At 64.1% G+C, this 25,445-nt stretch carries 32 protein-coding genes and 1 pseudogene; 15 read left to right on the top strand and 18 right to left on the bottom strand.

Features of this window, described 5'->3' with window-relative positions; genetic code table 11:
* The coding region (locus tag IVB47_RS29805) for a DUF1499 domain-containing protein (RefSeq protein WP_247466771.1) at positions 1 to 252 on the top strand (252 nt) is incomplete at its 5' end.
* Positions 253 to 259: 7 nt separating this feature from the next.
* Here the strand turns inward: IVB47_RS29805 and IVB47_RS29800 are convergent.
* The 4 genes from IVB47_RS29800 to IVB47_RS29785 form a co-directional block, all read right to left on the bottom strand.
* Positions 260 to 1,183 (bottom strand): MBL fold metallo-hydrolase, encoded by a 924-nt coding sequence (locus tag IVB47_RS29800; protein WP_247466768.1) that lies wholly within the window; start codon positions 1,181 to 1,183, stop codon positions 260 to 262.
* Between the two features lie 167 nt (positions 1,184 to 1,350).
* Positions 1,351 to 2,565 (bottom strand): acyl-CoA dehydrogenase, encoded by a 1,215-nt coding sequence (locus IVB47_RS29795; protein ID WP_007594720.1) that lies wholly within the window; start codon positions 2,563 to 2,565, stop codon positions 1,351 to 1,353.
* A 160-nt stretch (positions 2,566 to 2,725) separates the two neighbouring features.
* Entirely contained in the window at positions 2,726 to 3,802 is a 1,077-nt protein-coding gene (gene ribB / locus IVB47_RS29790) for a 3,4-dihydroxy-2-butanone-4-phosphate synthase (RefSeq protein ID WP_027568700.1), read from the bottom strand.
* A gap of 174 nt (positions 3,803 to 3,976) precedes the next feature.
* Positions 3,977 to 5,704, bottom strand: coding sequence for a cation:proton antiporter (locus IVB47_RS29785; protein ID WP_027568699.1), 1,728 nt, complete (start codon positions 5,702 to 5,704; stop codon positions 3,977 to 3,979).
* A gap of 67 nt (positions 5,705 to 5,771) precedes the next feature.
* On the opposite strand from IVB47_RS29785, the gene IVB47_RS29780 reads away from it, so the two are divergent.
* Both IVB47_RS29780 and IVB47_RS29775 read left to right on the top strand, forming a co-directional pair.
* Positions 5,772 to 6,299 carry a DUF3124 domain-containing protein gene (locus IVB47_RS29780; protein WP_247466766.1) on the top strand — a complete coding sequence of 176 codons (528 nt, stop codon included), beginning with the start codon at positions 5,772 to 5,774 and terminating at the stop codon, positions 6,297 to 6,299.
* 65 nt (positions 6,300 to 6,364) lie between these two features.
* Positions 6,365 to 7,597, top strand: a complete 1,233-nt coding sequence (locus IVB47_RS29775; protein WP_247466763.1) for a PLP-dependent aminotransferase family protein — start codon at positions 6,365 to 6,367, stop codon at positions 7,595 to 7,597.
* Between the two features lie 4 nt (positions 7,598 to 7,601).
* On the opposite strand, the gene IVB47_RS29770 is transcribed toward IVB47_RS29775, so the two are convergent.
* Positions 7,602 to 7,874: a helix-turn-helix domain-containing protein gene (locus IVB47_RS29770; protein ID WP_018456224.1), complete on the bottom strand. Its 273-nt coding sequence runs from the start codon at positions 7,872 to 7,874 to the stop codon at positions 7,602 to 7,604.
* Positions 7,875 to 8,032: 158 nt separating this feature from the next.
* Here IVB47_RS29770 and IVB47_RS29765 point away from each other — a divergent pair, with 158 nt between their 5' ends.
* Positions 8,033 to 8,485, top strand: a complete 453-nt coding sequence (locus IVB47_RS29765) for a hypothetical protein (protein ID WP_247466760.1) — start codon at positions 8,033 to 8,035, stop codon at positions 8,483 to 8,485.
* 96 nt (positions 8,486 to 8,581) lie between these two features.
* On the top strand, positions 8,582 to 8,809 hold the full coding sequence (locus IVB47_RS29760; protein ID WP_247466757.1) for a hypothetical protein: 228 nt from the start codon (positions 8,582 to 8,584) through the stop codon (positions 8,807 to 8,809).
* 69 nt (positions 8,810 to 8,878) lie between these two features.
* On the opposite strand, the gene IVB47_RS29755 is transcribed toward IVB47_RS29760, so the two are convergent.
* From IVB47_RS29755 to IVB47_RS29720, 8 genes are all read right to left on the bottom strand, one after another.
* Positions 8,879 to 9,697, bottom strand: coding sequence for an aldo/keto reductase (locus IVB47_RS29755; RefSeq protein WP_247466754.1), 819 nt, complete (start codon positions 9,695 to 9,697; stop codon positions 8,879 to 8,881).
* A gap of 147 nt (positions 9,698 to 9,844) precedes the next feature.
* Positions 9,845 to 11,410: an alkaline phosphatase D family protein gene (locus tag IVB47_RS29750; RefSeq protein WP_247466752.1), complete on the bottom strand. Its 1,566-nt coding sequence runs from the start codon at positions 11,408 to 11,410 to the stop codon at positions 9,845 to 9,847.
* A gap of 119 nt (positions 11,411 to 11,529) precedes the next feature.
* Positions 11,530 to 11,952: a hypothetical protein gene (locus IVB47_RS29745; protein ID WP_247466750.1), complete on the bottom strand. Its 423-nt coding sequence runs from the start codon at positions 11,950 to 11,952 to the stop codon at positions 11,530 to 11,532.
* Positions 11,953 to 12,059: 107 nt separating this feature from the next.
* Positions 12,060 to 13,061 carry a nitronate monooxygenase family protein gene (locus IVB47_RS29740; protein ID WP_247466748.1) on the bottom strand — a complete coding sequence of 334 codons (1,002 nt, stop codon included), beginning with the start codon at positions 13,059 to 13,061 and terminating at the stop codon, positions 12,060 to 12,062.
* 93 nt (positions 13,062 to 13,154) lie between these two features.
* Positions 13,155 to 14,774 (bottom strand): DHA2 family efflux MFS transporter permease subunit, encoded by a 1,620-nt coding sequence (locus IVB47_RS29735; RefSeq protein ID WP_247356924.1) that lies wholly within the window; start codon positions 14,772 to 14,774, stop codon positions 13,155 to 13,157.
* Positions 14,771 to 15,925 (bottom strand): HlyD family secretion protein, encoded by a 1,155-nt coding sequence (locus IVB47_RS29730; protein WP_247466745.1) that lies wholly within the window; start codon positions 15,923 to 15,925, stop codon positions 14,771 to 14,773. Before IVB47_RS29730 ends, IVB47_RS29735 begins: the two co-directional genes overlap by 4 nt.
* 195 nt (positions 15,926 to 16,120) lie before the next feature.
* Entirely contained in the window at positions 16,121 to 16,279 is a 159-nt protein-coding gene (locus tag IVB47_RS29725; protein WP_007594751.1) for a hypothetical protein, read from the bottom strand.
* Between the two features lie 24 nt (positions 16,280 to 16,303).
* Positions 16,304 to 16,678 carry a PRC-barrel domain-containing protein gene (locus IVB47_RS29720; protein ID WP_027568689.1) on the bottom strand — a complete coding sequence of 125 codons (375 nt, stop codon included), beginning with the start codon at positions 16,676 to 16,678 and terminating at the stop codon, positions 16,304 to 16,306.
* 156 nt (positions 16,679 to 16,834) lie between these two features.
* On the opposite strand from IVB47_RS29720, the gene IVB47_RS29715 reads away from it, so the two are divergent.
* The 7 genes from IVB47_RS29715 (at position 16,835) to IVB47_RS29685 (ending at position 22,126) form a co-directional block, all read left to right on the top strand.
* Entirely contained in the window at positions 16,835 to 18,622 is a 1,788-nt protein-coding gene (locus IVB47_RS29715) for a thiamine pyrophosphate-requiring protein (protein ID WP_247466742.1), read from the top strand.
* A gap of 8 nt (positions 18,623 to 18,630) precedes the next feature.
* Complete coding sequence (locus tag IVB47_RS29710) at positions 18,631 to 18,858, top strand: hypothetical protein (RefSeq protein WP_027568687.1); 228 nt, start codon at positions 18,631 to 18,633, stop codon at positions 18,856 to 18,858.
* 87 nt (positions 18,859 to 18,945) lie between these two features.
* Positions 18,946 to 19,497: a DUF4142 domain-containing protein gene (locus tag IVB47_RS29705; RefSeq protein ID WP_027516522.1), complete on the top strand. Its 552-nt coding sequence runs from the start codon at positions 18,946 to 18,948 to the stop codon at positions 19,495 to 19,497.
* 222 nt (positions 19,498 to 19,719) lie between these two features.
* Positions 19,720 to 20,610: an SDR family oxidoreductase gene (locus IVB47_RS29700; protein WP_247291424.1), complete on the top strand. Its 891-nt coding sequence runs from the start codon at positions 19,720 to 19,722 to the stop codon at positions 20,608 to 20,610.
* A 99-nt stretch (positions 20,611 to 20,709) separates the two neighbouring features.
* Entirely contained in the window at positions 20,710 to 21,294 is a 585-nt protein-coding gene (locus tag IVB47_RS29695) for a phosphatase PAP2 family protein (protein ID WP_247466739.1), read from the top strand.
* Positions 21,291 to 21,638, top strand: coding sequence for a DUF3147 family protein (locus tag IVB47_RS29690; protein ID WP_027568683.1), 348 nt, complete (start codon positions 21,291 to 21,293; stop codon positions 21,636 to 21,638). The genes IVB47_RS29695 and IVB47_RS29690 overlap by 4 nt, the downstream gene beginning before the upstream one ends.
* Entirely contained in the window at positions 21,638 to 22,126 is a 489-nt protein-coding gene (locus tag IVB47_RS29685; RefSeq protein WP_247399780.1) for a DUF3147 family protein, read from the top strand. The genes IVB47_RS29690 and IVB47_RS29685 overlap by 1 nt, the downstream gene beginning before the upstream one ends.
* Here IVB47_RS29685 and IVB47_RS29680 read toward each other — a convergent pair.
* Positions 22,123 to 22,290: a hypothetical protein gene (locus IVB47_RS29680; RefSeq protein WP_247291039.1), complete on the bottom strand. Its 168-nt coding sequence runs from the start codon at positions 22,288 to 22,290 to the stop codon at positions 22,123 to 22,125. The two genes, IVB47_RS29685 and IVB47_RS29680, sit on opposite strands and share 4 nt — an antisense overlap.
* A gap of 176 nt (positions 22,291 to 22,466) precedes the next feature.
* Here IVB47_RS29680 and IVB47_RS29675 point away from each other — a divergent pair, with 176 nt between their 5' ends.
* Positions 22,467 to 22,715, top strand: coding sequence for a hypothetical protein (locus IVB47_RS29675; RefSeq protein WP_247356933.1), 249 nt, complete (start codon positions 22,467 to 22,469; stop codon positions 22,713 to 22,715).
* Positions 22,716 to 22,850: 135 nt separating this feature from the next.
* Here IVB47_RS29675 and IVB47_RS29670 read toward each other — a convergent pair whose 3' ends face one another.
* From IVB47_RS29670 to IVB47_RS29665, 3 genes are all read right to left on the bottom strand, one after another.
* Positions 22,851 to 23,057, bottom strand: coding sequence for a hypothetical protein (locus tag IVB47_RS29670; protein ID WP_007594775.1), 207 nt, complete (start codon positions 23,055 to 23,057; stop codon positions 22,851 to 22,853).
* Positions 23,058 to 23,135: 78 nt separating this feature from the next.
* Entirely contained in the window at positions 23,136 to 23,267 is a 132-nt protein-coding gene (locus IVB47_RS35455) for a hypothetical protein (RefSeq protein ID WP_256467934.1), read from the bottom strand.
* Positions 23,268 to 23,371: 104 nt separating this feature from the next.
* A complete protein-coding gene (locus tag IVB47_RS29665; RefSeq protein ID WP_027516515.1) occupies positions 23,372 to 23,566 on the bottom strand; it encodes a hypothetical protein in 195 nt (64 codons plus the stop codon).
* 95 nt (positions 23,567 to 23,661) lie between these two features.
* Here IVB47_RS29665 and IVB47_RS29660 point away from each other — a divergent pair, with 95 nt between their 5' ends.
* A complete protein-coding gene (locus IVB47_RS29660) occupies positions 23,662 to 24,174 on the top strand; it encodes a DUF4142 domain-containing protein (protein ID WP_247356934.1) in 513 nt (170 codons plus the stop codon).
* A gap of 17 nt (positions 24,175 to 24,191) precedes the next feature.
* Here the strand turns inward: IVB47_RS29660 and IVB47_RS29655 are convergent, their stop codons facing one another.
* Positions 24,192 to 24,473: a hypothetical protein gene (locus IVB47_RS29655; RefSeq protein ID WP_247356935.1), complete on the bottom strand. Its 282-nt coding sequence runs from the start codon at positions 24,471 to 24,473 to the stop codon at positions 24,192 to 24,194.
* A 285-nt stretch (positions 24,474 to 24,758) separates the two neighbouring features.
* Between IVB47_RS29655 and IVB47_RS29650 the strand changes: the two are divergent.
* Positions 24,759 to 25,445, top strand: a pseudogene (locus tag IVB47_RS29650) (hybrid sensor histidine kinase/response regulator); the annotation flags it as partial.

The following is a 25,445-nucleotide window of genomic DNA, read 5'->3' as shown; positions in this document are numbered from 1 at the left end:
GCGGTGGCGCGCTCGCCGATCATGGGGTTCCGCGAGGACATCGCGATCCGCGTCGTGCCCGACGGCGAGGATTCCCGCGTCGATATCCGCTCCGCCTCGCGCTATTTCGAGAGCGACCTCGGCAGCAACGCCGCGCGCGTGAAGAAATTCATCGACGATCTCAACACCGCCGCCGATGCCGACGCACTCAAGCCGGTGAAGAAGACGCCGGTGGCGCCGCCGAAGGCGCCGGCGAAAACTGTGAAGAAGTGACGGAACGCTAGGCGTTCGCCATCCGATAGGTCCCGCCGATCACAGGATCGCCATCCGTCGCCACCACGCCGCGGGCGACCAGATCCTCCAGATGCGCCAGCACGGAGTAGCCCGCCGCGGTGGTGAGCCTTGGATCGATGCCGATATAGATCGCCCGGACCATGGTCGGGATATCGGTCTCGCCCTTGGCGAGGCGGTGCAGGATGGAGGCCTCGCGCGCCTTGCGATGACGGATCAGGAAGCGCACGAACCGCGGACCGTCCGGAATTTCGGGGCCGTGGCCGGAGAAATACACATCCTCCTCGCGCGCGGCGAGACGATCCAGCGATTCCATGTAGTCGATCATCGAGCCGTCGGGCGGCGCTACGATCGAGGTCGACCACCCCATCACGTGATCGCCGACGAAGTTGAATTTCTGCTCGGGCCAGGCAAACGCAAGGTGATTGGCGGTATGGCCAGGTGTCGCCACGGCCTCGAGCCGCCAGCCGTTGCCTTCGACCACGTCGCCATGGGCGATCCTGATATCGGGCGCGAAGTCGCGATCGGCGCCGGATTCCGGATTGTGCTTCTCGCTCTCGAAACGTGGGCGCGAGGCGCGGTGCGGGCCTTCGGCGTAAACAGGCGCGCCGGTCGCCCGCTTGATCCGCGCGGTGTTCGGGGAATGGTCGCGGTGGGTGTGGGTGACGAAGATATGGCTCACCGTCTCGCCGCTGACAGCATCGAGCAGCGCCGCCGCATGCGCCTCGTCATCCGGACCGGGATCGATGATCGCGACATTGCCTCGGCCCACGATGTAGCTGACCGTGCCGGTGAAAGTGAACGGGCTCGGATTGTTACAGAGCACGCGCCGCACACCGGGGCGGACCTCCTCGACGATGCCGGGCTTCAGCGGAAAGTCGCGGTTGAACGGGACGTCGTCGTTGTCGGACATGGGACTTCCTGTGCACTGCAGCCCCAACCCTCGCCGTCATACACCGCGAAGGCGGGTATCCAGTACGCCGTGGCGCCGGTGGCGAAGGCGAGGTCTCTGGGATACTGTCATCGTCCGCTTTCGCGGACGATGACAGCTGAGCAAAACGACGGCCACGGAATACGTGCCTAGAAAAACGCCTGAATGCCCGTGATCGCGCGGCCCAGGATCAGGGCGTGGACGTCGTGGGTGCCCTCGTAGGTGTTGACGGTCTCGAGGTTATGGACGTGGCGCATCACGTGATACTCGATCGAGATGCCGTTGCCGCCGTGCATGTCGCGCGCGACGCGGGCGATGTCGAGCGCCTTGCCGCAGTTGTTGCGCTTCATGATCGAGATCATCTCGGGCGCGAACTTGCCCTCGTCCATCAGGCGGCCGACGCGGAGCGAGCCCTGAAGGCCCAGCGCGATCTCGGTCTGCATGTCCGCGAGCTTCTTCTGCACGAGCTGGGTCGCAGCGAGCGGCTTGCCGAACTGCTTGCGGTCGAGCGTATACTGGCGGGCACGGTGCATGCAGTCCTCGGCCGCGCCGAGCACGCCCCAGGAGATGCCGTAGCGGGCGCGGTTGAGGCAGCCGAACGGGCCCTTCAGGCCGGAGACGTTGGGCAGCAGCGCGTCTTCCGGAACCACGACGCCGTCCATCACGACCTCGCCGGTGATGGAGGCGCGAAGCGACAGCTTGCCGCCGATCTTCGGTGCCGACAGGCCCTTCATGCCCTTCTCCAGCACGAAGCCGCGGATCTGGTTGTCGTGCGCGGCCGACTTGGCCCAGACCACGAACACGTCGGCGATCGGCGCGTTCGAGATCCACATCTTGCTGCCGGTCAGGCGATAGCCGTCCGAGACCTTCTCGGCGCGGGTTTTCATGCCGGCTGGATCGGAGCCGGCGTCAGGCTCGGTCAGCCCGAAGCAGCCGACCCACTCGCCGCTGGCGAGCTTCGGCAGGTACTTCTTGCGCTGGTTCTCGTCGCCATAGGCGTAGATCGGATACATCACCAGCGACGACTGTACCGAGTTCATCGAGCGGTAGCCGGAATCGACCCGTTCGATTTCGCGCGCGACGAGACCATAGGCGACATAGCCTGCATTGGCGCAGCCATATTCCTCCGGCAACGTGATGCCGATCAGGCCGAGTTCGCCCATCTCGTTGAAGATCTCGCGATCCGTCTTCTCTTCGAGATAGGCCTTGGCGACGCGCGGCAGCAGCTTGTCCTGGGCGTAGGCGCGCGCGGTGTCGCGCACCATGCGCTCGTCTTCGGTGAGCTGCTCGTCGAGCAGGAACGGATCGTCCCACTGGAAAGAAGCCGAAGCCGGCTTGTCCTTGGCCTGAGGGCGCGCGGTCATGAAACGTCCTTTCGTCTGGTTCCGTCAAAATTTGCCCGACAACGTAAAGCGCCGCGGCAACAAGTGCAATTGCGTTGCAGATGATCGGGTCTGCGTGAATCCCGGGGACCTGCGAGGCGCGCCTCGGGGGATGCGCTTCGCGCACCCCGGGATGACAGCGCTAGCTTTCGAGCAGCTCGTTGGCGACGATCTCGATGCCGAAGCCCGAAAGACCCTTGTAGTCGTGCACGGAGGAGGTGAGATGCCGGATCGAGGTGACGCCGAGATCGCGCAGGATTTGTGCACCGACGCCGACTTCACGCCACTGCCGGTTGCGGTCAGCCTCGGTCGCGCTCTCATCGGGCAGCGGCGCCACGGGGACACCGGCGGCACCGTCGCGCAGATAGACCAGAACGCCACGGCCCGATGTCTTGAAGTGCTCGAGCACCGCCGCCATGCGCTTGTGGCCGGTGAAGATGTCCTTGACGATGTTCGGCTTGTGGAAGCGTGTCAGGACGTTCTTGCCGTCGCCGACGCCGTTATAGACGAAGGCGACGTGGGCGATGGAATCGAACGGCGAGCGGTAGGCATAGCCCTGAAGCGGCCCGATCGGGCTTTCGGTGACGAAGGTCGAGACCCGCTCGATCAGCTTCTCGCGCACCTGGCGGTAGGCGATCATGTCGGCGATGGTGACGTGCTTGAGCTTGTGCTGGGCGGCGAAGCGGGCGACCTGCTCGCCCTTCATTACGCTGCCGTCGTCATTCATCAACTCGCTGATGACGCCGACTGGCGGCAGGCCGGAGAGCTTGCACAGATCGACCGCGGCCTCGGTATGACCGGAGCGCAGCAGCACGCCGCCGTCCTTGGCGATCAGCGGGAAGATGTGGCCGGGACGGGCGAAATCGTTGGCACCAGCGTTGGGATTGGACAGCGCGCGGCAGCACGAGGCGCGCTCCTCGGCCGAGATGCCGGTGCCGCCGTCGGGCTTGTAGTCGATCGAGACCGTGAATGCGGTGGTGTGCGCGGAATCGTTGTGGGCCACCATCGGATCGAGCCGCAGGCGGCGCGCATCTTCGGTGGTGATCGGCGCGCAAACGATGCCGGAGGTGTGGCGGATGATGAATGCCATCTTCTCGGCGGTGCAGAACGAGGCGGCGACGATCAGATCGCCCTCGCCCTCGCGGTCATCGTCGTCGGTGACGACCACGAGCTCACCCCGGGCAAAGGCCTGCAAGACTTCCTGGACGTTATCCGGCATTTCCCAATCTCTGACGGTTATGGCCCGGAGGCTTAGCCGGACTTGGGCCGGGGCGCTAGTGTCCCCGGCGCAACCGCATATGCCGGACCGCAGCCCTGCCCGACGGGCGGCTTGCACCGGGCATTCCAGAGATATGGGCGCGGAAAAGCCCGGTGAGAAGCCGGCCTAGCGCGGTCAGGGCAGCACCTCGCGCCGCTCGCCAAGCCGCTGATCGAGTTCGGCACGCTTGTCGGCCAACAGGCCGGCTTGGGCGGCCTCGATCACCGTGAACAACTCGTGGGCGTCGCTGAGCCGGGTCACGGTGACATAGCTGGCGCCAGCCGCGTAGAGTTCGTCCACATCCGACAACAGATCGGCCGTGGCAATGATCATGGCGGTCGGGTTGAGGGTGCGGACGTGGCGGACCAGCTTCTCGTTGCTGGCCCCCTTCAGAAGCGCATCCGGTACGCTGAGGATGATCATCTCGGACTTGCCGACGCCGGCATGGAGCAGCGTGTCGGCGCTGCTGATATCGCCATAGATCACATGCAGGCCGCGCGAAAGCAGCGTCTGGTACACATTGGGGTTGAAGTCGATCACGGTGATCTGCTCGAGCAGCACCGGTGCCTGCCGTTCGATCTCGGCAAGCAGCGCGCTCGCCGCACGGAAAAAGCCGAGGATGACGATGCGGCGCGCCTCGCCATGGCCTTCGTGCCCTTCCTCGCCTTGGCCATTGCCGTGGTCGAGATCGCGCAGGCCGATCCGCTTCAGGGGACCGATTGCCCAGCGGGTGATCTCATCGCTGCGGGTCATCACGAAGGTCGAGAGCACCGCCAGCACCACGAAGGCGAAGGAGGCCGCATTCGCCGTCTGGGCTGCGATGTGATGGTCGGCCACGCCGGTCTGGATCACCACCAGCGAGAACTCGGAGATCTGCGCGAGATTCAGGGCCGGCAACAGGCTGGCGCGCAGGCCCTGCTTCATTAGATAGAGCGGGACGAAGGTGGTGACGAGGCGGCTCACCACCGTGAACGCCGCGATCATCAGGGCAAGCCCGATCACGGAGAGGCCGGGCACGGGAATGGTCATGCCGAGCGCGACGAAGAACAGCGTGATGAAGAAATCGCGCAGCGTGGTGACCTTGGCCGTGACGTCGAGCGCGTAGGGAAAGGTCGAGAGCGAGACGCCGGCGATCAGGGCGCCCATCTCGCGCGACAGCGACAGCCGCTCGGCGGTCTCGGCGACCAGGAAGCACCAGGCGAGCGCGCCGAGCAGGATCAGCTCGGGGCGGCGGGCGATCTGGTGAAACAGGCGCGGCAGCACGTAGCGGCTCACCAGCAGTGCCGCGGCGACCAGTACGGCGACGCGGCCGATCGAGAGCAGGATGACGCTGATTTCCAGATTGGCGAGGCTCGGCTGCACCGCCAGGAACAGGATCGCGAAGATGTCCTGGAGAACCAGCACGCCGAGGGTGATGCGGCCCGGCAGCGTGTCGAGCTCGCGCTTCTCGTAGAGCACCTTGACGATGATGACGGTGCTCGACAGCGCGCAGGCGACGCAGAGATAAACCGCGTCGAACTGGCCCCCACCGAGCGACAGGCCGATGCCGACGAAGAACAGCGCCCCGAGCAGGCAGCCGCCGAGGAGCTGGCCGCCCGCCGCGAACAGGATGACCTTTCCCGCCCGCACGATCTTCTTCAGGTCGATCTCCAGGCCGATCATGAACAGCATGAAGATCAGGCCGAGTTCGGAGATGACGCTGATCGATTCCTGCGACTTGACCCAGCCGGCGCCAAATGGACCAATGCAGAAGCCCGCGATAAGGTAGGCCAGGATCAGCGGTTGCCTGGAGAAGTGGGCAAGCAGGCCCAGCATCCAGGCAAACAGGATACAGAGAGTGATGTCGCGAATGAGCTCGTGCATGCCAGATTGGTCCGTTTTGCCGCACCCTAGTGATCGAGTGCGGCGCGGCAAGCGAGCAATTCGTCACATGCGGATGGGGCTCGCCATTGCAATGCTGCTATGCCCCCTCGCCTGCTCCGTCCCCGCGGCCGCTCAATCCAAGGTCAATATCGAACAAAGCTTTGCCGATTCCCTCACCGCACTGCCAAAAGAAGAACTCGCCGTCTCCGGCGGGTTCTACGTGCCCGCCTATTCCAGCGTCGCGATGAGCCAGGGCAAGCTGCGCGTCGACTTCTCGGTGACCCTGAGCGTGCACAACGCCTCCGAGACGCAAGCACTGGTGGTCAAACGCATCGCCTATTTCGACACCGCGGGCAAGCAGGTCGAGAGCTATCTGAAGGCACCCGTCGCGTTGAAGCCCCTCGCCACCGTCTCGATCTTCATTCCGACCGACGACGTACGCGGCGGGACCGGAGCCAATTTCCTCGTCGATTGGGCCGCAACAAGCGAGATCGCCGAGCCTGCCGTCGAGGCCTTGATGGTTGGCGGCGTCGCCAATGCGCATTACGCTTTCATCAGCCAGGGCCGTCCGACCCGGACGGTTGGCAAGAAATAAGCAAGAAGCACGACTGACCGGCGCAAAGCCGGCAGCCTGACAAGAATAGAACGAGGAACGCTCCCATGACGTCCAGCTTCGATTTTGCGCCCCTGTTTCCCGCAGGGCTGCCGGCCCCCTCTGCGCGCTGGACGGGCCTCGCCAAATACAGTTTTGTCGGCGGCAATAACGACTCCGAGCAGGTGCCGCTCGATCATCTGATCGAGGCGGCCAACCTGGCTCTGCAACGCGAAGGCCGCTCGCTCGCCACTTACGGGCTTGCACATGGTCCCCAGGGCTATCTGCCCTTGCGCGAATTCCTGGTGACAAAACTCAAGCGCGATGCCGGCATCAACTGCACGGTCGACGATCTCCTGATCGTCTCCGGCTCGCTGCAGGCGCTCGACCTCGTCAACGCCACGCTGCTGACGCGCGGCGATACCGTGATCTTCGAGCAGGATAGCTATCAGGGCTCGCTGACCCGCCTGGCGCGGCTCGGGGTCAACGTTGTTGGCATTCCCCTCGATAAGGACGGCATGCGCATGGACGTGCTGGCCACGACGCTGGCCGACCTCAAGGGCCGCGGCATCCGGCCGAAATACATCTACACCATTCCGACCGTGCAGAACCCGACCGGCAGCATCATGCCGGAGGGACGCCGCACCGAGCTGTTGCGGCTGTCAGCGGACTACGGCGTGCCCATCTTCGAGGACGATTGCTATGCCGATCTGGTCTGGTCAGGACAGCGGCCGCCGGCGATCCATGCGATGAGCCGGAACGGCGGCGTCATCCATATCGGCTCGTTCTCGAAGTCGATCGCGCCCGCGCTGCGCGTCGGCTTCATCGTGGCGCCCTGGGATGTGATGTCGCGGATGCTGGCGCTGAAGACGGACGCCGGCTCCGGCGCGCTGGAGCAGATGGTGCTCGCTGCCTATTGCAAGCCGCATTTCTCGACCCACGTGCCGGCGCTGACCAAGGCGCTACGCACCAAGCTCGACACGCTGATGGAGGCCGTCAACGAGCAGTTCGGGACGGCAGCCGAGTTCGAGGAGCCGAAGGGCGGCATCTTCCTTTGGGTGAAGCTGCCCGATCAGGTGGATACGCTAAAGCTGTATCAGGCCGCGCTTGCCGCCGGCGTCTCGATCAATCCGGGGTCGGAATGGTCGACTGACAAGAACCATTCCAGATCGCGACTGAGGCTGTGCTTTGCGAGCCCCTCGCATCAGCAGATTCGCGAGGGTGTCGCCGTGCTGGCCGAGATCTGCCGCAAGGAGTTCGGCGTGCCGGCCCGCAGCGCCAATGTGGAGAAGCGAGCCTGAGCCTTCAGACGATCTGAGGCTGGCTGCCGTGGATCGCGGAGGCCAGCCGCAGCAGCAGCACGATCGAGACGTTGCCCTTGCCGGCCTCGATCTGGGCGATGTAGCGCTCGGAAATCCCGGAGCGGCGGGCGAGCTCCCGCCGCGACAGGACGCAGCGCATGCGCGAGGACTTCAAGCGGTCGCCCAGCTCGGCCAGAAACGCGCTCTCGGAATAAGGCGGCACGGCGCAGCTCCCGGGCAGCACCTCGCCTGCGAAATCCCTGACTTGATTCAGCATCGGTCTATCCAATTTCGCCTTCGGGAGCGCCATCCTACCCCGGAAGCGGCCGGCCTCATTGACGCGGATCAAATTCGCGCGCGAATGGCGGTCAGCGTGGACGATCGCGTGCGGAATGCTACACTTCGGAATCATTCGGAGGTGGGGCTTTTCAGAACATGAGGCGTTGTTTGAACCGCTGGATCGCGGCAGCAGTGCTGTGGGTTGCGTTCACGCCCGCGGCCGGTGCCGAGTCGCTTGCGGCGACCGTCGAGCAATGGGGCCTGCTCGGCTCATGGGCGGTCGACTGCGCGGTCCGGCCCGACCGCGACAAGGGCGCGCTCTTGATTTACGAGATCCGCACGGACGGAAGGGTGATGTACCGGCGCAATTTCGGCGAGACCAAGGACGAAAACGAAGTGGTATCGGCGACGGTCAGCGCCGACGGCATGCTCAATGTGATGGTGTACTTCCCATCGCTGCAGCAGACGCGCGAGTTTGGCCTGCTCCTTTCGAAGCAAGGCAGCTTGCGCGCAATCTACAATCGCAGCGAGCGCGGCGAGTACACGATCAGGGACGGCAAATACGTCGCGACCGGCGCGTCAACACCTCCACAACAGCGCTGCGATTAACCCACCTGAACAGGCGTTCAGAAATCTCCTGCGATTCCTCCGGAACGTTCCCGCGAATGCGCCGTTTAGATTTGCATTCCATTGGAGGAGGACATCATGAAGAAGATTGGTTATGTGCTTGCCGCTGTCGGCGCGCTCGCGGTTGCACTGCCGACGCTCGCCAGCGCGGAGACGGTGGTGATCAAGCGCGGAGGTCATCATCACGGCATGTATGGTGCCCGCGCCGAATACGGCATGCATCGCGATCACGGCTGGCATCGCGGCTGGCGCCATCGCGACCGCGTGGTCGTGATCAAGCGTGGTCACCGCCATCATTGGGACTAATGCGCAACGCAATATGGAAATGGCCCCTCGCGGGGCCATTTCTTTGCTTGCACGAAACGTTCGGCGAGGTCAGTCCCATGCCGGCGCGAAGCCGGGATTGACGCAGCGCCTGTCCTTCGGCAGCGCGGCGATCTTGTTGCGGTCGGCATCATCGAGGGTGATCTTCAGCGCGTCGAGATTGGCCTGCTGGCTCTCTCGGCGTGAGGCTTTCGGGATCGCGGCGACACCGTCCTGGTCGAGCAGCCATTTCAGCGCGACCTGCGCGGCGGTTGCATTGTGCCTCGCGCCGATCTCGGCCAGCACCCCGTCTGACGCGATGCGTCCCTGCGCCAGCGGGCAATAGGCGACCAGCGGGATCGATTTGGCGTCGAGATAGGCCAGCACCTTCGATTGATCGAGCATGGCGTGATATTCGATCTGATTGCAGGCGATCGGCGCCTTGATGTCCTCGACCGCGATCTTCAGCAGCGCCGTGGTGAAGTTGGCGACGCCGATCGCCCGCGTGCGCCCCTCCTCCTTCAGCTTCATCAAGGTCTCGAACACCGCGCCCCAGTTCGCCGCCTTGGACGGCCAGTGCACGAGATAGAGCTCGACATGGTCGAGCCGCAGCTTCTTCAGGCTGGCGTCGAAAGCGCGGCGAATGGCGTCGGGGCTGAGGTTCTCGTGCCAGACCTTTGTCGTGACGTGCAGCTCGCCCCGGGGCAGCCGGGCCGCGGCGAGCGCGGCGCCGATCGATTCCTCGTTGCCGTACATCTCGGCGGTATCGATATGGCGATAGCCGATCGACAGCGCGCTCTCGACTGCCGCGCGGCAGGCATCGCCCTGCATGCGGAAGGTCCCGAGGCCGAGCTTGGGCATGCTGATGCCCTGTGTCTTGAGATGATCCATGAAAAGGCTCCTGACATCGTTCAGCCCGCCGGAGGCCAGCAGCGATGCTGCGTGAGCAGACTCCTTGGGGATGGAAAAGAGGTGGCGGGAATGGACGGCATAGCGCGGCAGGCGCAATGCGGCCAATCAAGATCGGGTTAGCGTCCCTCAGGAATGCTGCGCCACGACGGCTGGACGCGCCTGCGGCTGCGGCTCGATATCGACCGACCAGAGGTCCCGGTTGTCGACGTCCTTCAGCGTCACTGTCATCACGCCAGTCCGGCCATCGATGTCGACCTTGCCGAAGAACTGCAGTCCGAAACAGGGCGCGAGGTTTTCGCCCTGCGCCTCGCTGCACCCGTTCTGGTACATCGCGACCGGACCAAAGGTATCGTCGAGCTCGCCCGGCCCCCAGGTGCCGGCATGCAAGGGCCCCGAGACGAACTCCCAGAACGGTTCGAACTCCTGGAATTGCGCCCTGTTCGGATCGTAATAATGCGCGGCGGTGTAATGCACGTCGGCGGTGAGCCAGACGATGTTGCGGAGTCCGGCGTGCTTGATGGACGCGAGAAGATCGGCGATCTCGTGCTCGCGCCGGTCGGGCGGCCCACTACCCAGCGCGACCGCATCGAGACTGACCAGCCCGATCGGCAGGTCGGCCGCGATCATCTTCCAGGTCGCGCGCGACGCCGCGAGCTCACGCTTCAGCCAGGCGAGCTGTTCTGCGCCCAGGATCCAGCCGCGGTGATCGTCGCCCTTGTTCCAGCTCTCGTCGCGATAGCTGCGCATGTCGATCATGAAGACGTCGAGCAGCGGGCCATAGGCGATCTTGCGATAGACCCGCCCCTTTCGCGCGCCGATGTCGCGGATCGGCATGAAGTCGAAGAACGCGCGGCGGGCGCGCGCGACCAGGCGCGGGGTGCCGTCATCCTCATGACCTGCCCCGTCATAACTGCCGGTCGGCGACCAGTCGTTGGTGACCTCGTGGTCATCCCATTGCGCGAGCATCGGCACCTCGGCGTGGAAGGCGCGGAAGTGCTCGTCGAGATGGTTGTATTTGTAGTTGCCGCGGAACTGCGCCAGCGTGTGCGCGACCTCGGATTTCTCCTCGGTCACGACATTGCGCCAGATCTCGCCGTTCGGCAGCTTCTGCTCGGAGGGGATCGTGCAGTCGGCATAGATGTGATCGCCGGAGTGGATGAAGAAGTCGGGGCGATTGTCGAGCATGGTGCGATAGCTGCGGTAGCCGCCGCGCGATGTGTCGATGCCCCAGCCCTGCCCCGCGGTATCACCGGACCACAGGAACGAGATCGACCGGCCGGCAGCCGGCGCAGTGCGGAAATGGCCGATGCGGCTTTCGCCGGCGATGCCGGTCGCGATGTCGTCGAAGCGCACACGATAGAAGATGTCCTGCCCGGGCGGCAGACCGTCCAGCAGCAGTTTCGAGGTGAAGTCGGCATCGGGCGACGCATCGCGCGAAGCCGACGCGATGACGGTCTTGAAGCTTTCCACGGATGAATAATCCACCCGCATCCGCGCCGGCCTGTCGGCGCGCGCCCAGATCACGGCGGAGCCATCCGAGACGTCGCCGGACTGGATGCCGCCTGCGATCTGCGGACGATCCGCGGCGCGGCTGAGATGCGGCGTTGCGAGCGCGGCAACGGCGAGGCTCGAGGTGGAACGGACCAGGAATTGCCGCCGGGTCCAGGCGCGCGAGGCGCGGAGCGCTACCATTCAGGAAACCTTCGTCGACTAGCGACGGAAGGTGCCTGCGTCGTTTGACCCCCGGCTTACGGTTCCTTGACCGCGCGCCTACGGTTTTACGACGTGCGGATGACGGCTCGGAGCTGAACCTAATGCTTCCAGTTGCAGATGCCGCCGCTGCGGCACGGCCAGGTCTGGATACGGGTGTCCATCGCCTGCGCGTCGAGGGGATTGCCGTGGCGATGCGCGAGCTTGGTGCGCGCCGCGCCGCGTGGCTGCGCGGGCTTGGCGTGCACGACGACCTTCGGCTCCGACACGCGCACGCGTTCGGCAGCGACCTTCTTCGGCACGTCGACCGGCTCGGCGCGCGCCTGCGCCTCGTTGCCGCCGCGCGCCTCCAGCGCGACCGGCGCGAACTGGGTTTCGGGCCCGAGCCGCTTCGGCGACAACACCGCCTTCGAAAGATCGAGGCCGAGATATTCACTGGGTTTGTAGTCGTCAGCGCGCGCGACGCCGCCCCATGTGAGCACGAGGGCAACGGCCATTGCAAAAGGAGCGCTCTTTGGAATCACGGACGCCTCCTGAAATTGATTGTTAAGAGGTAATTTACCTCTATTTAGGAGGCGTCGCGCGCAATTCCAGCGGTCAACTGCCGCCGTGGTTAAGAAGTTTGGCGGTGTCAGGCGACCTTTCGCGGTGCACCCGTCTCTTCAAGAAACCCCATCAGACGGGTGCGGATGATGGTTTCCGCCTCAGCCATGATCCTGTCGACGAGTTCCTTGCAGGTGGGGATGTCGTGGATAAGGCCTGCGACCATGCCGCAGCTCCACGCGCCCGCGTCCATCTGCCCGTCCAGCATGATCCTGGGATAGACGCCCGCGACCTGGTCGTGGATGTCGTCGATCTTCAGCTTGTCGCCCTTCTCGCGTTCGATCTCGAGCAGGCGGTCGACATTAGCGTTCTTCAGGACGCGCTCGGTGTTGCGCAGGCTGCGCATGATCAGGCGGGTGTCGAGCTCGGTCGCCGCGACCAGCGCATTCTTGACGTTCTGATGCACCGGGGCTTCCTTGGTGGCGATGAAGCGCGTGCCCATGTTCATGCCGGCCGCCCCTAGCGACAGCGCCGCGACGAGGCTGCGGCCGTCGGCCATGCCGCCGGACGCGACGAACGGAATCTTCAATTCCTCCGCCGCGCGCGGCAGCAAAATCATGTTGGGAATGTCGTCCTCGCCGGGATGGCCGCCGCACTCAAAGCCGTCGACGCTGACGGCGTCGCATCCGATGCGCTCGGCCTTCAGCGAGTGGCGCACCGAGGTGCATTTGTGGATGACCTTGATACCGGCGGCCTTCAGCGCGGGCATGTAGGCTTCCGGGCTGCGGCCGGCGGTCTCCACGGATTTGATGCCGCCTTCGACGATGGCGGCGATGTACTCCGGATAAGGCGGCGCGGCGAAGGTCGGCAGGAAGGTGAGGTTCACGCCGAACGGCTTGTCGGTCATATCGCGACAGCGTGCGATCTCTTTTGCCAGCAGTTCCGGCGTCTTCTGGGTGAGACCGGTGATGATGCCGAGCCCGCCGGCATTGGAGACGGCAGCCGCCAGCTCGGCAAAGCCGACGAAATGCATGCCGCCCTGGATGATGGGGTGCCCGATGCCGAACAGTTCGGTGATCGCCGTCTTCACTTAAATTACCTCCCGGGCTTTTGCTTGACGTTCGGAGCAGTCTAGCCGGACTTTTGCGCCGCGGTCACCATTTCTCTCCGAACGGCCATTGGCTCAATGCCCCCGCGCGGGAGCGCCCAGCTTGATCGGGCGCAGCACCGCGGCGGTCGGGATCATCAGCACCGCGATGATCGCGAGCGTCCAGAACACGTCGATATAAGCGAGCAAATCGACTTGGTGCTGCAAAGTGCGGCCGACCCAGGCGACCGCCTGCGAGGCCGCATCGCTGGCATTCGAGCCCTGAGCCTGGAAGAAGCGGGTCATCGTCTCGATGGTCTGCTGATAGCCGAGGTCCGACGGCGCGGCGTGCTCGATCAGGCGGCTCTGGTGGAATTGCTGGCGCTGCGCCAGAATTGTCTGCGCCAGCGCGACGCCCATGGAGCCGCCGATATTGCGGGCGACGTTGATCAGCGCCGAGGCCTGGTTGGTCTTGTCGGGCGGCACGCCGTCATAGGACGCCGTCGTGACCGGCAGGAACAGGAAAGGCAGACCGAGCGCGAGGAAGATGCGCGACATCGCGGCATAGCCATAGGTGATGTCGCCGGTGAGACCCGTGAGATGCCACATCGAGAACGCGACGATGGTAGCACCGAACATGATGAGGTATTTCGGCTGCACGCTGCTGACGAGACGCCCCACCACCGGCATCAGCACCAGGGTCGCGATTCCGCCCGGTGACAGTGCGAGACCGGCCAGCATGGCGGTGTAGTTCAAATCGCTCTGGAGCAGTTGCGGCAAAAGCTGCGTCGTCGAGATCAGCACCGCGCCGGTCGCAAGCATGACCAGGAAGCAGGCGGCGAACTGGCGGCGGCCGAGCAGGCGGAGATCGACGATGGGATCCTCGCGCGTCAGCTCCCACGGGATCAGCGCAAGAAGCGAAATGGCTGAAAGCATCGCGAAGAACACGATCATGTTCGAGCCGAACCAGTCGCTGCGCTGGCCTTCGTCGAGCACGTATTCGAGCGAGCCGAGCCCGATCGCGACCAGCAGGAAGCCGACATAGTCAACCCGCAGGCCCTTGCTCAGCAGCTTCTCCCTCTCCTCCTCCGCACTCGAGGGCTCCTTGACCAGTGTGCCGACCAGGAACAGCGACAGCAATCCCATGGGAACGTTGATCAGGAACACCCAGTGCCAGGTGTAGGTGTCGGTGATCCAGCCACCGAGCGTCGGACCGACCACGGGCGCGACCACGACCGCGACGCCGTAGATCGCGAAGGCCTGGCCGCGCTTGTGCGGCGGGAAGGAGTCGGCGAGGATCGCCTGCTCGCTGGTCGCCATGCCGCCGCCGCCAAGGCCCTGAAGGATGCGGAACAGCACCAGCGCCTGCAAATTCCAGGCGAAGCCGCACAAAAGCGAGGAGACCGTGAAGATCGCAACGCAGATCATGTAGAAGCGCTTGCGACCGATCACGGTCGACAGCCAGCCCGAGATCGACAGCACGATGGCGTTGGCGACGAGATAGCTGGTGATGACGTAGGTGCTCTCGTCGATGCCGACGGCGAGCCCACCGGCGATGTGGCGCAAGGCGACGTTGGCGATGGTGGTGTCGAGCACCTCCATGAAGGTCGCGATCGAGACGACGAATGCGATGAGGTAGGGATTATGACCGCCCGCCGCCGAGCGCTCGGGCGACCAGCCGCCCGCGGACGCGCCGCCCTGCGCCGTGTCGGTCATCGCACCCTGGTCCAGGGTACGACCGACATGCCGGGACCAACGGGCAAATCGGCCGGCCAGCTGTCGACCACGATCTTCACCGGCACGCGCTGTACCACCTTGACGTAATTGCCGGTGGCGTTCTCCGCCGGCAGCAGGCTGAACGCGGTGCCGGAGCCCGGCTGCACGGACTCCACATGGCCGGTGAGCTTGCGCCCGGGATAGGCGTCGATGCGGATCTCGACCGGCTGGCCCGGCCGCATGTCGTTGAGCTGCGTCTCCTTGTAGTTGGCGACGATCCAGACCTCGTCGGGCACGAACATCATCAGGCTCTGGCCCGCATTGACGAAGGTGCCCTTCGCGCCGCTGAGTTTGACGACGCGGCCGGACTGCGCCGCAACGACACTGGTGTATTGCAGGTTCAGCTTGGCCTGATCGAGCTGCGCCTGCGACTGCTCGAGCTGCGCCCGGGCGCCCTCAAGCTGCGCCTGCAGCGTCTTGATGCCGACTTGCGCGGCCGTAACCGCAGTCTTCGCGCGTTCAGTGTTGGCCTGCTGCGCCTGAAGATCGGAGCGGGTCTGCTGCTGGCGCTGCACTGTGCCGGCGCCCTTCTCGACCAAATCCTGGGCGCGCGCGAATTCTTCCTGCGAGAACTGAAGCTGGGCCTGGGCCTGTTCGAGCTGCGCCTCCGCCTGCTTGATCTGCTCCTGCTGCGAAACAATCTGCGCCTCGACATTGGCGATGTTCGCCCTGGCGACCGCGACCTGCGCATTGGCCTGATCGATGGCGATGCGATAGTCGCGCTCGTCGATCTTGGCGAGAAGGTCCCCGGCGTTGACATGCTGGTTGTCCGTGACCGGGATGTCGGTCACGTAGCCGCCGACCTTGGAGGCCACGGAAAAGCTGCGCGCGGCGACGAAGGCATCGTCGGTGGATTCATAGTGGCGTATCTGAAGCCAATAGAGCAATCCGCCGATCAGCGCCGCGAACAAGACGATCGCGCCAACGCTTGCCATCAACCAATGCTCGCGAATCCGGTCTCGCAGCGACGGCGCCTGCGCCGGTTTCGAGTCCTCGGCGTCGGGGGCCTGATCAGGAGATGTCTTCGGAGCTTCCTTCGCCCTCTGCGGCTGCTCCGCGGACGGTCCACGCTCCCGTGTTTGAGCATCCACGGTGAACACCTTTCTTGGGGATCACACTGGCGGCAGAGCCGCCAAAGCCGGCACACGCGCCGCGAGCCCAACTGCAACTCCTGATCATGGTTCCGCTTGTGTTGCGAGCACCATCGCGTTCGTGAACGCCTGCCCAAAAAGCGAGCGCGGCACACTGGGTGCCGCGCACGCCTCTCACGGGAAATGCACCAGGAGTCAGTGCGTCTTCGTCGCGTGCCACTTCTCGAGATCGGGCTTCACCTCGTCCGATCCCTGCTCCTTTTCCGGAGTGCCCTTCCAGGGCTTGTCCGTCTGCTTGTGCGACCCCCAGTCGCTCTGCTGCCGAGGATCGTCGTTAGGCCGTTCCTTGCTCATCGAGCTTCCTTTCGGCGGAAACGCTTACGCGAAGGGGACGCCGTAATACGAGTTGATGCCGCGAACCGCGGCGTCATCACCCCAGTTCCAATCACTCCGTTCGCCGTATTTCGGCGCGCCTTCCAGTTCCTTGGTGGTGATGCCCGTGACGTAACCGCCGAGCTCCGTGTCGTATTTCAGCGACTGCCACGGCAGCGGATAATGGTCGTTGCCGAGGCCCAGAAATCCGCCGAAGCCGAGCACGGCGTAGGACACCTTGCCGCTGACCTTGTCGATCATCACGCGTTCGATCGAGCCGATTTTGTTGCGATCGGCGCCGTAGACCGATGTTCCCTCGACCTTGTCGCTACCGATCAACCGACCCATTTCGTCTCGGTCCAGTTCACCCTGATTCAACATCTCAATTCTCCACTCAGCCAGTGTGGAGACAACCCGATGAGGTGCGCGATCGTTCCGGCATGTTCCGTCAGACTTGAGGAACATCGCCGGAAACGGGCGGTTCTCTCAGCTTCAAATCCCGGAAACCAAATACCGGAAAACGAAGGGCCGCCCTCGATGTCCCAGACCGTCTCCGACTTCATCGTTCAACGTCTGCATCAATGGGGCGTGCGCCACCTCTTTGGCTATCCCGGCGACGGCATCAACGGCGTATTCGGCGCCCTCCAGCGCGCTGAGGGCAAGATCGGTTTCGTCCAGGCGCGGCACGAGGAAATGGCCGCCTTCATGGCGACGGCCTATGCGAAGTTCTCGGGCCAGATCGGGGTCTGTATCGCAACTTCGGGCCCCGGCGCCTCGCATCTGATCACCGGGCTCTATGATGCCCTGCTGGATCACCAGCCGGTGCTCGCGATCGTCGGTCAGCAGGCACGCAATGCACTGGGCGGACATTATCAGCAGGAACTCGATCTGGTCTCGATGTTCAAGGACGTGGCTGGCGCCTACGTCATGCAAGCATCCTCGCCGGCGCAGATCCGGCATCTGATCGATCGGTCGATCCGGATCGCGTTGGCTCGGCGGACGCCAACGGTGATCATCCTGCCCAACGATATCCAGGAGGAGCCCTACGAGGATCCGCCGCGCGCTCACGGCACCCTACACTCCGGCATCGGCTATAGCGCGCCAAGCATCAAGCCTCGTGACGCTGACCTCGACCGCGCCGCCGAGGTGCTCAACGCCGGCAAGAAGGTCGCGATGCTCATCGGCGCCGGCGCGCTCCACGCCACCGAGGAGGTGATCGCGGTCGCCGACCGCTTGTCCGCCGGCTGCGCCAAGGCGCTGCTCGGCAAGGCAGCGCTCCCCGACGATCTGCCGTGGGTCACCGGCTCGATCGGCCTGCTCGGCACCGAGCCCAGCTACAACATGATGATGGAATGCGACACGCTGCTGATGGTCGGCTCCGCCTTTCCCTATGCCGAATTCCTGCCGAAGGAAGGCGCGGCGCGCGGCGTGCAGATCGACATCGACGCCAGCATGATGTCGATCCGCTTTCCCATGGAGGTCGGCCTCGTCGGCGATGCCGCCGAGACGCTGCGCGCCCTTCTGCCGCTACTAAAACCCAAGAACGACGGCGCCTGGCGCCAAGGTATCCAGGACGACGTCGCGAAATGGTGGAAGACGCTCGATGATCGGGCACATCAGCCCGCAGCACCGGTCAATCCGCAGCTCGTCACCTGGGAGCTGTCTCCGCGCCTGCCCGACCGCGCCATTATCACCAGCGATTCCGGCTCCTGCGCCAATTGGTTCGCGCGCGACCTGAAGATGCGCCGCGGCATGACGGCCTCGCTCTCAGGCGGCCTCGCCTCGATGGGTGCCGCGGTGCCCTATGCGCTCGCCGCGAAATACGCCCATTCCGACCGGCCGGTGATTGCCCTTGTCGGCGACGGCGCGATGCAGATGAACAACATGGCCGAGTTGATCACCGCCGCGAAATATTGGCGCGACTGGACGGATCCGCGCTTCATCGTCTGCGTCTTCAACAACGAAGACCTCAACCAGGTGACTTGGGAGCAACGCATCATCAACGGCGATCCGAAATTCGAGGCATCGCAGCGCATCCCGAACGTGTCCTATTCGCGGTTTGCCGAGCTGATCGGCCTCTCCGGCATCTACGTCGACAGCCCGCAGCTGCTAGGCTCGGCTTGGGACCAAGCGCTCGCGAGCGAGATGCCGGTGGTGCTGGAGGTGAAGACCGACCCCGAAGTGCCGCCGCTGCCGCCGCACATCACCTTGCAGCAGGCCAAGAACTTCTCTCTTGCGCTGATGAAGGGCGATCCCAACGAGAGCGGAGTGATCAAGGGCGCGGCGCGGCAGGTGCTGGCAAAGATCCTGCCTGGAAGTGAATGAGGTGAAGCATGAGCGATTTCCGCGATATCCAGCACGGCGTCAACGATCCCGTCGATGGTCTCGACGTGAAGCGACAGATCAACGACAACCGGACGCCGCATGAACGGGCACAAAGCCATGCAGACGTACGTGCCGAGGCCACCGCCACGCCGACCGAGCCGTTTCTGCCCGAACGACTTCGGCGCAAGCCGACGGACCCAATCAACCCACGGAGCGGGAGGAGACCGACGGATTAGCCGTTAGGAACTCCGGCCGATGCAGCGTGTTGGTGGGCGCAACGTCGCGCGGCCAGAGGCTGCGCGCCCATTCAAAGGGATCGGACCATGAAACGTACCATCATCGCAGCTGCCTGCGTGCTGCTCGCAGGCCCCGCACTCGCCCAGTCGCTCGGCGAGAAAACCGGCGTCAACTCGGCGCTCGGCGTCGCGCCTGCCACCGCCGACTTCGTCAAGGAAGTCGCCATCAGCGACATGTTCGAGATCGAATCGAGCAAACTTGCCGAGCAGAAGGGCAACGCGCAGGAGAAGACTTTTGCGCAGCAGATGGTGACTGACCACACCAAGACCAGCAGCGAACTGAAGGGCCTGGTCAGCGGCGGCAAGGTGCAGGCGACCCTGCCGACAGCGCTCGACAGCTCGCATCAGAGCAAGCTCGACAAGCTCAAGAGCGCGAATGGCAAGGACTTCAGCTCGGATTACAACTCGTACCAGGTCAGTGCCCACGAGGACGCGGTCTCGCTGTTCGAGCGTTACGCCAAGGGCGGCGACAATTCCGACCTGAAGGATTGGGCCGGCAAGACGCTGCCCGCGCTCAAGCACCATCTCGACATGGCCAAGGAGCTCGGCAAGGCGCCGAGCGTCGGCCAGACCAAGTAAACATCTTCCGAGGACGCCGGCCTCCTGGTCGGCGTCCTCCCGTTTGCAACGATGCCTCTCTCCGTGCATTGAGATCGCGATATCGCGGAGACCGTCATGACGCATCCAGACAAGACTTCAGTATCCCGCCGGCACGTCGTCCAAGCGGCGAGCGCAACGCTTGCTGCTGCTTCGCTGGCCTCTTCGACAGCGAAAGGAGACGCCTCCGTGGCCGAGCAGAAAATGGCCGAGCAGAAACTGGTCGATCCCGTCACCCGCTTTCCAAAGCCGCCGTTCAAAAAACAATCGCAGCCCTGGCCTGGCCTCGCCGGCAAGATGGAGCCGCCTCCGGATCACGGCGAGACCAGCTACAAGGGCTCCGGCCGGCTCGCTGGCCGTAAAGCGCTGATCACCGGTGGTGATTCAGGTATGGGCCGCGCCGCTGCGATAGCCTACGCGCGCGAAGGCGCCGACGTCGCCATCAACTATCTACCGGCGGAAGAGCCCGATGCGCAGGACGTTATCGCGCTGATCAAGAAGGAAGGGCGTATCGGGCTCGCGATCCCCGGCGACCTCAAGGATGAGGCTTTCTGCAAGAAGCTGGTCGAGCAGGCCACGCAGGGGCTGGGCGGCCTCGATATCATCGTCTGCAACGCCGCACGCCAGCAGAGCCGCGAATCGATCCTCGACGTCTCCTCCGAAGATTTCGATGCGACGATGAAGACCAACATCTATGCGCCGTTCTGGATCATCAAGGCGGCGCTGCCGCATTTGAAGCCCGGTTCGTGCATCATCGGCACGACATCGGAGCAGGCGTACGACCCGTCGCCGGAGCTCTACGACTACGCGCAGACCAAGGCAGCGACGATGAACTATGTCAAATCGCTGGCAAAGCAGTTGGGTCCGAAGGGCATCCGCGTCAATGGCGTCGCACCGGGACCGATCTGGACGCCGCTCCAGGTCTCCGGCGGCGCCACTATGGAGAAGCTCGAAAAATTCGGCGGCATGACGCCGCTCGGCCGTCCCGGCCAGCCCGCCGAACTGGCCTCGATTTACGTGCAGCTTGCCGCAGCCGACGCGAGCTATGCGACCGGCCAGGTGTATGGGTCCGCGGGTGGATCGGGACAGCCGTAGTCCGGCGCTGCAGGTTGATACCACGAGGCAAAGCCCAGGAACCTTCTTTGTCTCCCGGCTTTACAAAACTGTCACAAAGGACATCACGCTTGCAGACCGATGGCATTGGTAGAGGTCAAACCCAGCCGGATCGACACCGCGATCGCGGATACGATCGCTGATCACACCAATTCAGGCGTCGAGCACACGGCGCAGACATTGACCTGGGCCGCCGACGAGCACGTGCTGCTCGCGCTGGCCGCAACAGGGTGGCTGTACACTCACATTCGGCAGCCGCAACAGCGGCCCGTGGCAAATCACATTCTGGCCGTGTCGCTGGCGACGGCCGTCCTGCCGCATGTCCTGAAATGCGTATTCGATCAGACCAGGCCAGACCGGCTGACCATACGCGGACACCGACATGGAGTACCCATCTCAGGACAGGCGCGCGACGCCTTCCCGTCCGGTCACGCGGTCCATATGGGCGCACTTGCCTCGGCGGCGGGCTTGCTGCCGAAGACGCCGGGCCGATTGCTGCGCACGGCAGCGATCGCGCTGTCGCTGACACGGATTGCGGTGCTCGCGCACTGGGCAAGCGACGTGGTCGCAGGCTTTGCGCTGGGCGCGGCCGTAGAGAGACTCGTGCGACCATGGACACTGACGCAATCGTTTCGCAAGCAAGTCAATCGACGAGAAAAGCCGTGACCGAATATATCGTGCGCTTCATCGCCGGTGGCATCATCGTCTCGGCTTTTGCGATCTTGGGGGATATGCTCAAACCCAAAAGCTTTGCGGGGTTGCTCGGCGCGGCACCGTCGGTCGCACTGGCGACGCTCGGCATCGCCGTTGTCCAGCACGGCCCGCAATATGCCGCGGCCGAAAGCTGGACGATGATCTATGGCGCGGTCGCGCTCGGCTGCTACAGCGTCGTCGTCTGCCATCTGCTGATCAGATACCGTGTGTCCGCGCTGCCCGCGACCGTCCTCGCTGTGATCGTGTGGCTGGCGGTTGCCTTCGGCCTGCTCGCCGGCTTTGGAGGTGCGGCCTGATGCCGGTCAAGCTGTCGCTCTCCGCGCTGAAGCAGACACGCTGGTACGAATACGGCATTCGTTTCCTGCTCGGCGGCTTGGCGACCGTGCTCACGGGGGTTCTGGGAGCGCGCTTCGGTGTGTCCGTCGGCGGACTGTTCCTTGCGCTTCCCGCCATCTTCTGCGCGAGCGCGACGCTGGTCGAAAGCCATGAGCGCCGCACCAAGGAGAAGGCCGGCCTCAGCGGCACGCGCCGCGGGCAAGAGGCTGCCGCGCTCGACGCAGCTGGCGCCGCCTGGGGAAGCATCGGCCTCGTCGCATTCGCCGCCGTCTTTCATTGCACCGTGGCCGCGAGCGTTCCGGGCGCTTTCGCTGCCGCGTTGATAGCCTGGGCCGTCGTTTCGGTATTGGCCTGGTGGCTCAGGCGCAAGCTGCGGATCGTCTCCCGCAGACCGCACCGATCAGCCCATTCGTTATCGGCCAAGGGCTCTTCCCTTGCGAAGCGCTAGCCCGCCTTGGCATGCGTTGACGGCTGCAATCTCGGCGGTTGAAGGCCCGGGCTGTTGGCCCAGCGCTCGACCTGCTCGATGACCTTCTGGTGGCTGAGGCGCACCGGCTTGGGTGCCTCGCTGTCTTCGATATGTATGCGGGGCAATCTGACTTCGCTCGTCATGACGTCTCTCCCATTTGCCGGGAGCATACCCCTGCCCAATGGCTTTTGCATCATATAACTTATTGATTCTGTTATATTTTTTTGCTAACTTGGCGCCATAGCCGCATCTTGTGGAACCGCGGGCGAATGAGTTCGTTGAGTAAACTACTCAACTTGCTCATTTTGGGTGATTGATCATGAACGACCTTCGCGCCGAGCGGCTTCAGGTCATGCTATCACCGGAAGAACTGGCCGCGGTGGATGACTTCCGGTTCAAACATCGCATGCCGACGCGAGCCGCAGCCGTGCGCGAGCTCCTGAAGCTCGGACTCGCCACCGCAGCGGTCGATGCAGGGGCGAATGTCAAATCGAGCAGGTTCGGAGTTTTCGGCCGCGGCCCGGACGGCCATACGCAACCCCATTCGCAGCGCGATGCCGAGGATTAGTCCAGCCTGATGCTCAAGCAAACGGCCCCGGCACGGGGTGCCGGGGCCGTCCTTGGAGATTACTTCCGGATCACCGGGGGCATGACAACCGGAAGCAATCTCTCGACTCTTTGCGAGCGGTTTCGTTCCTATGGATTAGCCGCTCGGCGCGTCGCCGGAATCATCCGGCGCCATGCCGGAGCCGGGCGTCTTGCTATTGTCGTTCAGCTTGGGATCGCGCGTGGCCTCACGAGAGGGCGAGCCCTTTGGCTCCGACTTGTGTACGGTCTGCGCGCGCTGCTTGTCCCGCGGCTGCTGTTCACCGCGCTGATCTCTGATGATGCCTTGGTCGGAATGGGCCATGATAGCTCTCGCCTCTTTGCTGTCTCGAAGCGCTTACGCGCCGGAGCGTCGAAGGTTCCGACCCGCGAGATCAGACTGCTAACTGTGCGCCGAGTGCACCGGGCCCGATGCATTTTCATGATGCACCTGCCGCACCGTCGTCACGGTGGCGAACGCGACCGACACGCCAAAGGCGAGAATGAGCGAGAGAAGAGCCAGACGTGGAGCCATTGCAAAAACCTCCCGGAATAGGAAATCAACGCGATCGACTATTATGAATGATCCTGCTTGCCGTCCGTGAGCAGTCTCACACGCAGATCCACGAAACGAGAGCGTTACGCATCCTGCTTTTGACGGATGCGGGCTGGAACGGGCGGCACCTCGCCATCGAGCCAATCCTGCTCGTTGGCGAGTGCCGTCCACGCGTTCGCCATGCGCAAAAAACGATTGTGTGACGGCTGTCCTTCAGCTCGCTCAGCGAGCTGGAGGCAGTTATCGGCGTTATCTCTGAAGATCTCGGACTGTTTCATCAATATGAATTGGGGACGGAACCGTCGCGTCGCAACCGCCCTTACCGGATCGTAACATCTGCGGAACTTCGCCCGCCATCCGCCATTGGATATCCATGCGGATTCTTCTCGCGGTAGTTTTGGCGTTCATCAGCACTGCAGCGCTTGCCGACAGCACCGGGGAGCGAAGGCCGGCCGGCCGCACGCCGACCGCAACCGAGACCATCAGCGACCTCTACAGCTTCAGCCGCTTCCAGCAGGGTCTGCTGGAGAGCACCGACCTCAAGGGTAATGCCGAGGTCAAGAACCTCGCCGCCCTGCGCGCCGAAGAAGCGGCCCGGCGGGACAAGGCCCTGAAGGAGATTCAGGAGGCGATCGGCACCGAACCGCGCGTCACAAAGACAACCCCGGCGAGCGCGAGCCTGGTCGAGCCCGAAACCTCGGACGGACCGACTTTCGTCAGAAGCTTCTATGCCGCGCAAATTCCCGAGTATGAATCTGTGATCGAGCTGCTCGAACGCTATCTCAAGGCGCCCGACAATGCCGCGCTTGCAGCCTTCGCGCGGGAGCAGCTCCCGATGTTGCGTTCACAGGTCAGGGACGCCGAGCGCACCATGGCAGACAAGTAGGACTGCCAAGTAGCCCCTTACTTTTGCCGGCTCTCCGGCTGCGCGCTGCGGTTACCCTCCAGCATCTTGTCTCGGCCGGCATCCCCATTGTCATCCTTGCCGCCCGAACTCGACGTGCCGCTACCGCTAGGATTGGACCGGCTCGACGTACCCGTGGTTGGTGTGTCCGCGCGTGGGGTGGCGGAGCTAGCGGCTGGATCGCCGGTCACGGCACCACGGCCGCTGGGCGCGCCGCCCTGCGCCAACGCCGATCCAGCCAACAACATCACTGTGCCGATGACGGCGAATCCTGCTTTCATGTGCGCTCTCCCTGTATCTGCGGGCTAACGGCACGCCCGGCGCTCCGTTCCGGAAGGCAGATGACGGTGGCCCAAAAGCGGCCTCGTATCTTCTCTTCCGCCCGGAAAAACTGGGAACCGGATGGAACCATTCCGAGGGATCGCACTTGTGTTAATCGGGCTGAGCAAAGCAGGTTCCACTTCCTGGCGCCGTCACGTTGGCGCTTGATTTCGAATTTGGCTGACGCTCTATTTTGACAATCGCGTCTTGCCTGGGAATCGGCCGACGCCTGCGGGGGACAAATTATGAGCGACCTCGATCCCGGATCTGCATCACGTTCCGGTCGTCGCGTTCCAAAGCCAAAAACCAACGGCATGTCGGAGCCCGATTCCCGGGCAGAATTGCTGCTCGCCCTGCAGGCCATGCGCAACGGCGATTTCTCCGTGCGCATGAGCGGCGACTATCTCGGCATCGACGGCAAGCTCGCCGACACTTTCAACGACATCATCGCCGCCAATCAGCGCATGGCGCAGCAGCTCGAGCTGGTCGGCCAGGTGGTGGGCCGCGAGGGCAAGACGCGCCAGCGCGTGAAGTTCGGGCTGGCCTCCGGCTCCTGGGCCGACATGGAAGGCTCGGTCAACACGCTGATCGACGATTTGCTGTGGCCGACCCGCGAGGTGACGCGCGCGGTCGCAGCCGTGGCACAGGGCGACCTGCTCCAGACCGTCAAGCTCGACGTCGATGGGCGTCCCCTGCGCGGCGAATTCCTGCAGTCGGCGACCATCGTCAACACCATGATCAAGCAGCTCGGCGTGTTCACCTCCGAAGTGACGCGCGTGGCGCGCGAGGTCGGCACCGACGGCAAGCTTGGCGGCCAGGCCATCGTGCCCGGCGTCGCCGGCCCCTGGAAGGGTCTCACTGACAGCGTCAACGCCATGTGCGGCAACCTCACCGCGCAGGTGCGCAACATCGCCAACGTCACCACCGCCGTG

Origin of the sequence: Bradyrhizobium sp. 62 (assembly GCF_023073035.1) — a bacterium.
Classification (GTDB): domain Bacteria; phylum Pseudomonadota; class Alphaproteobacteria; order Rhizobiales; family Xanthobacteraceae; genus Bradyrhizobium.
This window is presented reverse-complemented; position numbering and strand designations above follow the sequence as displayed.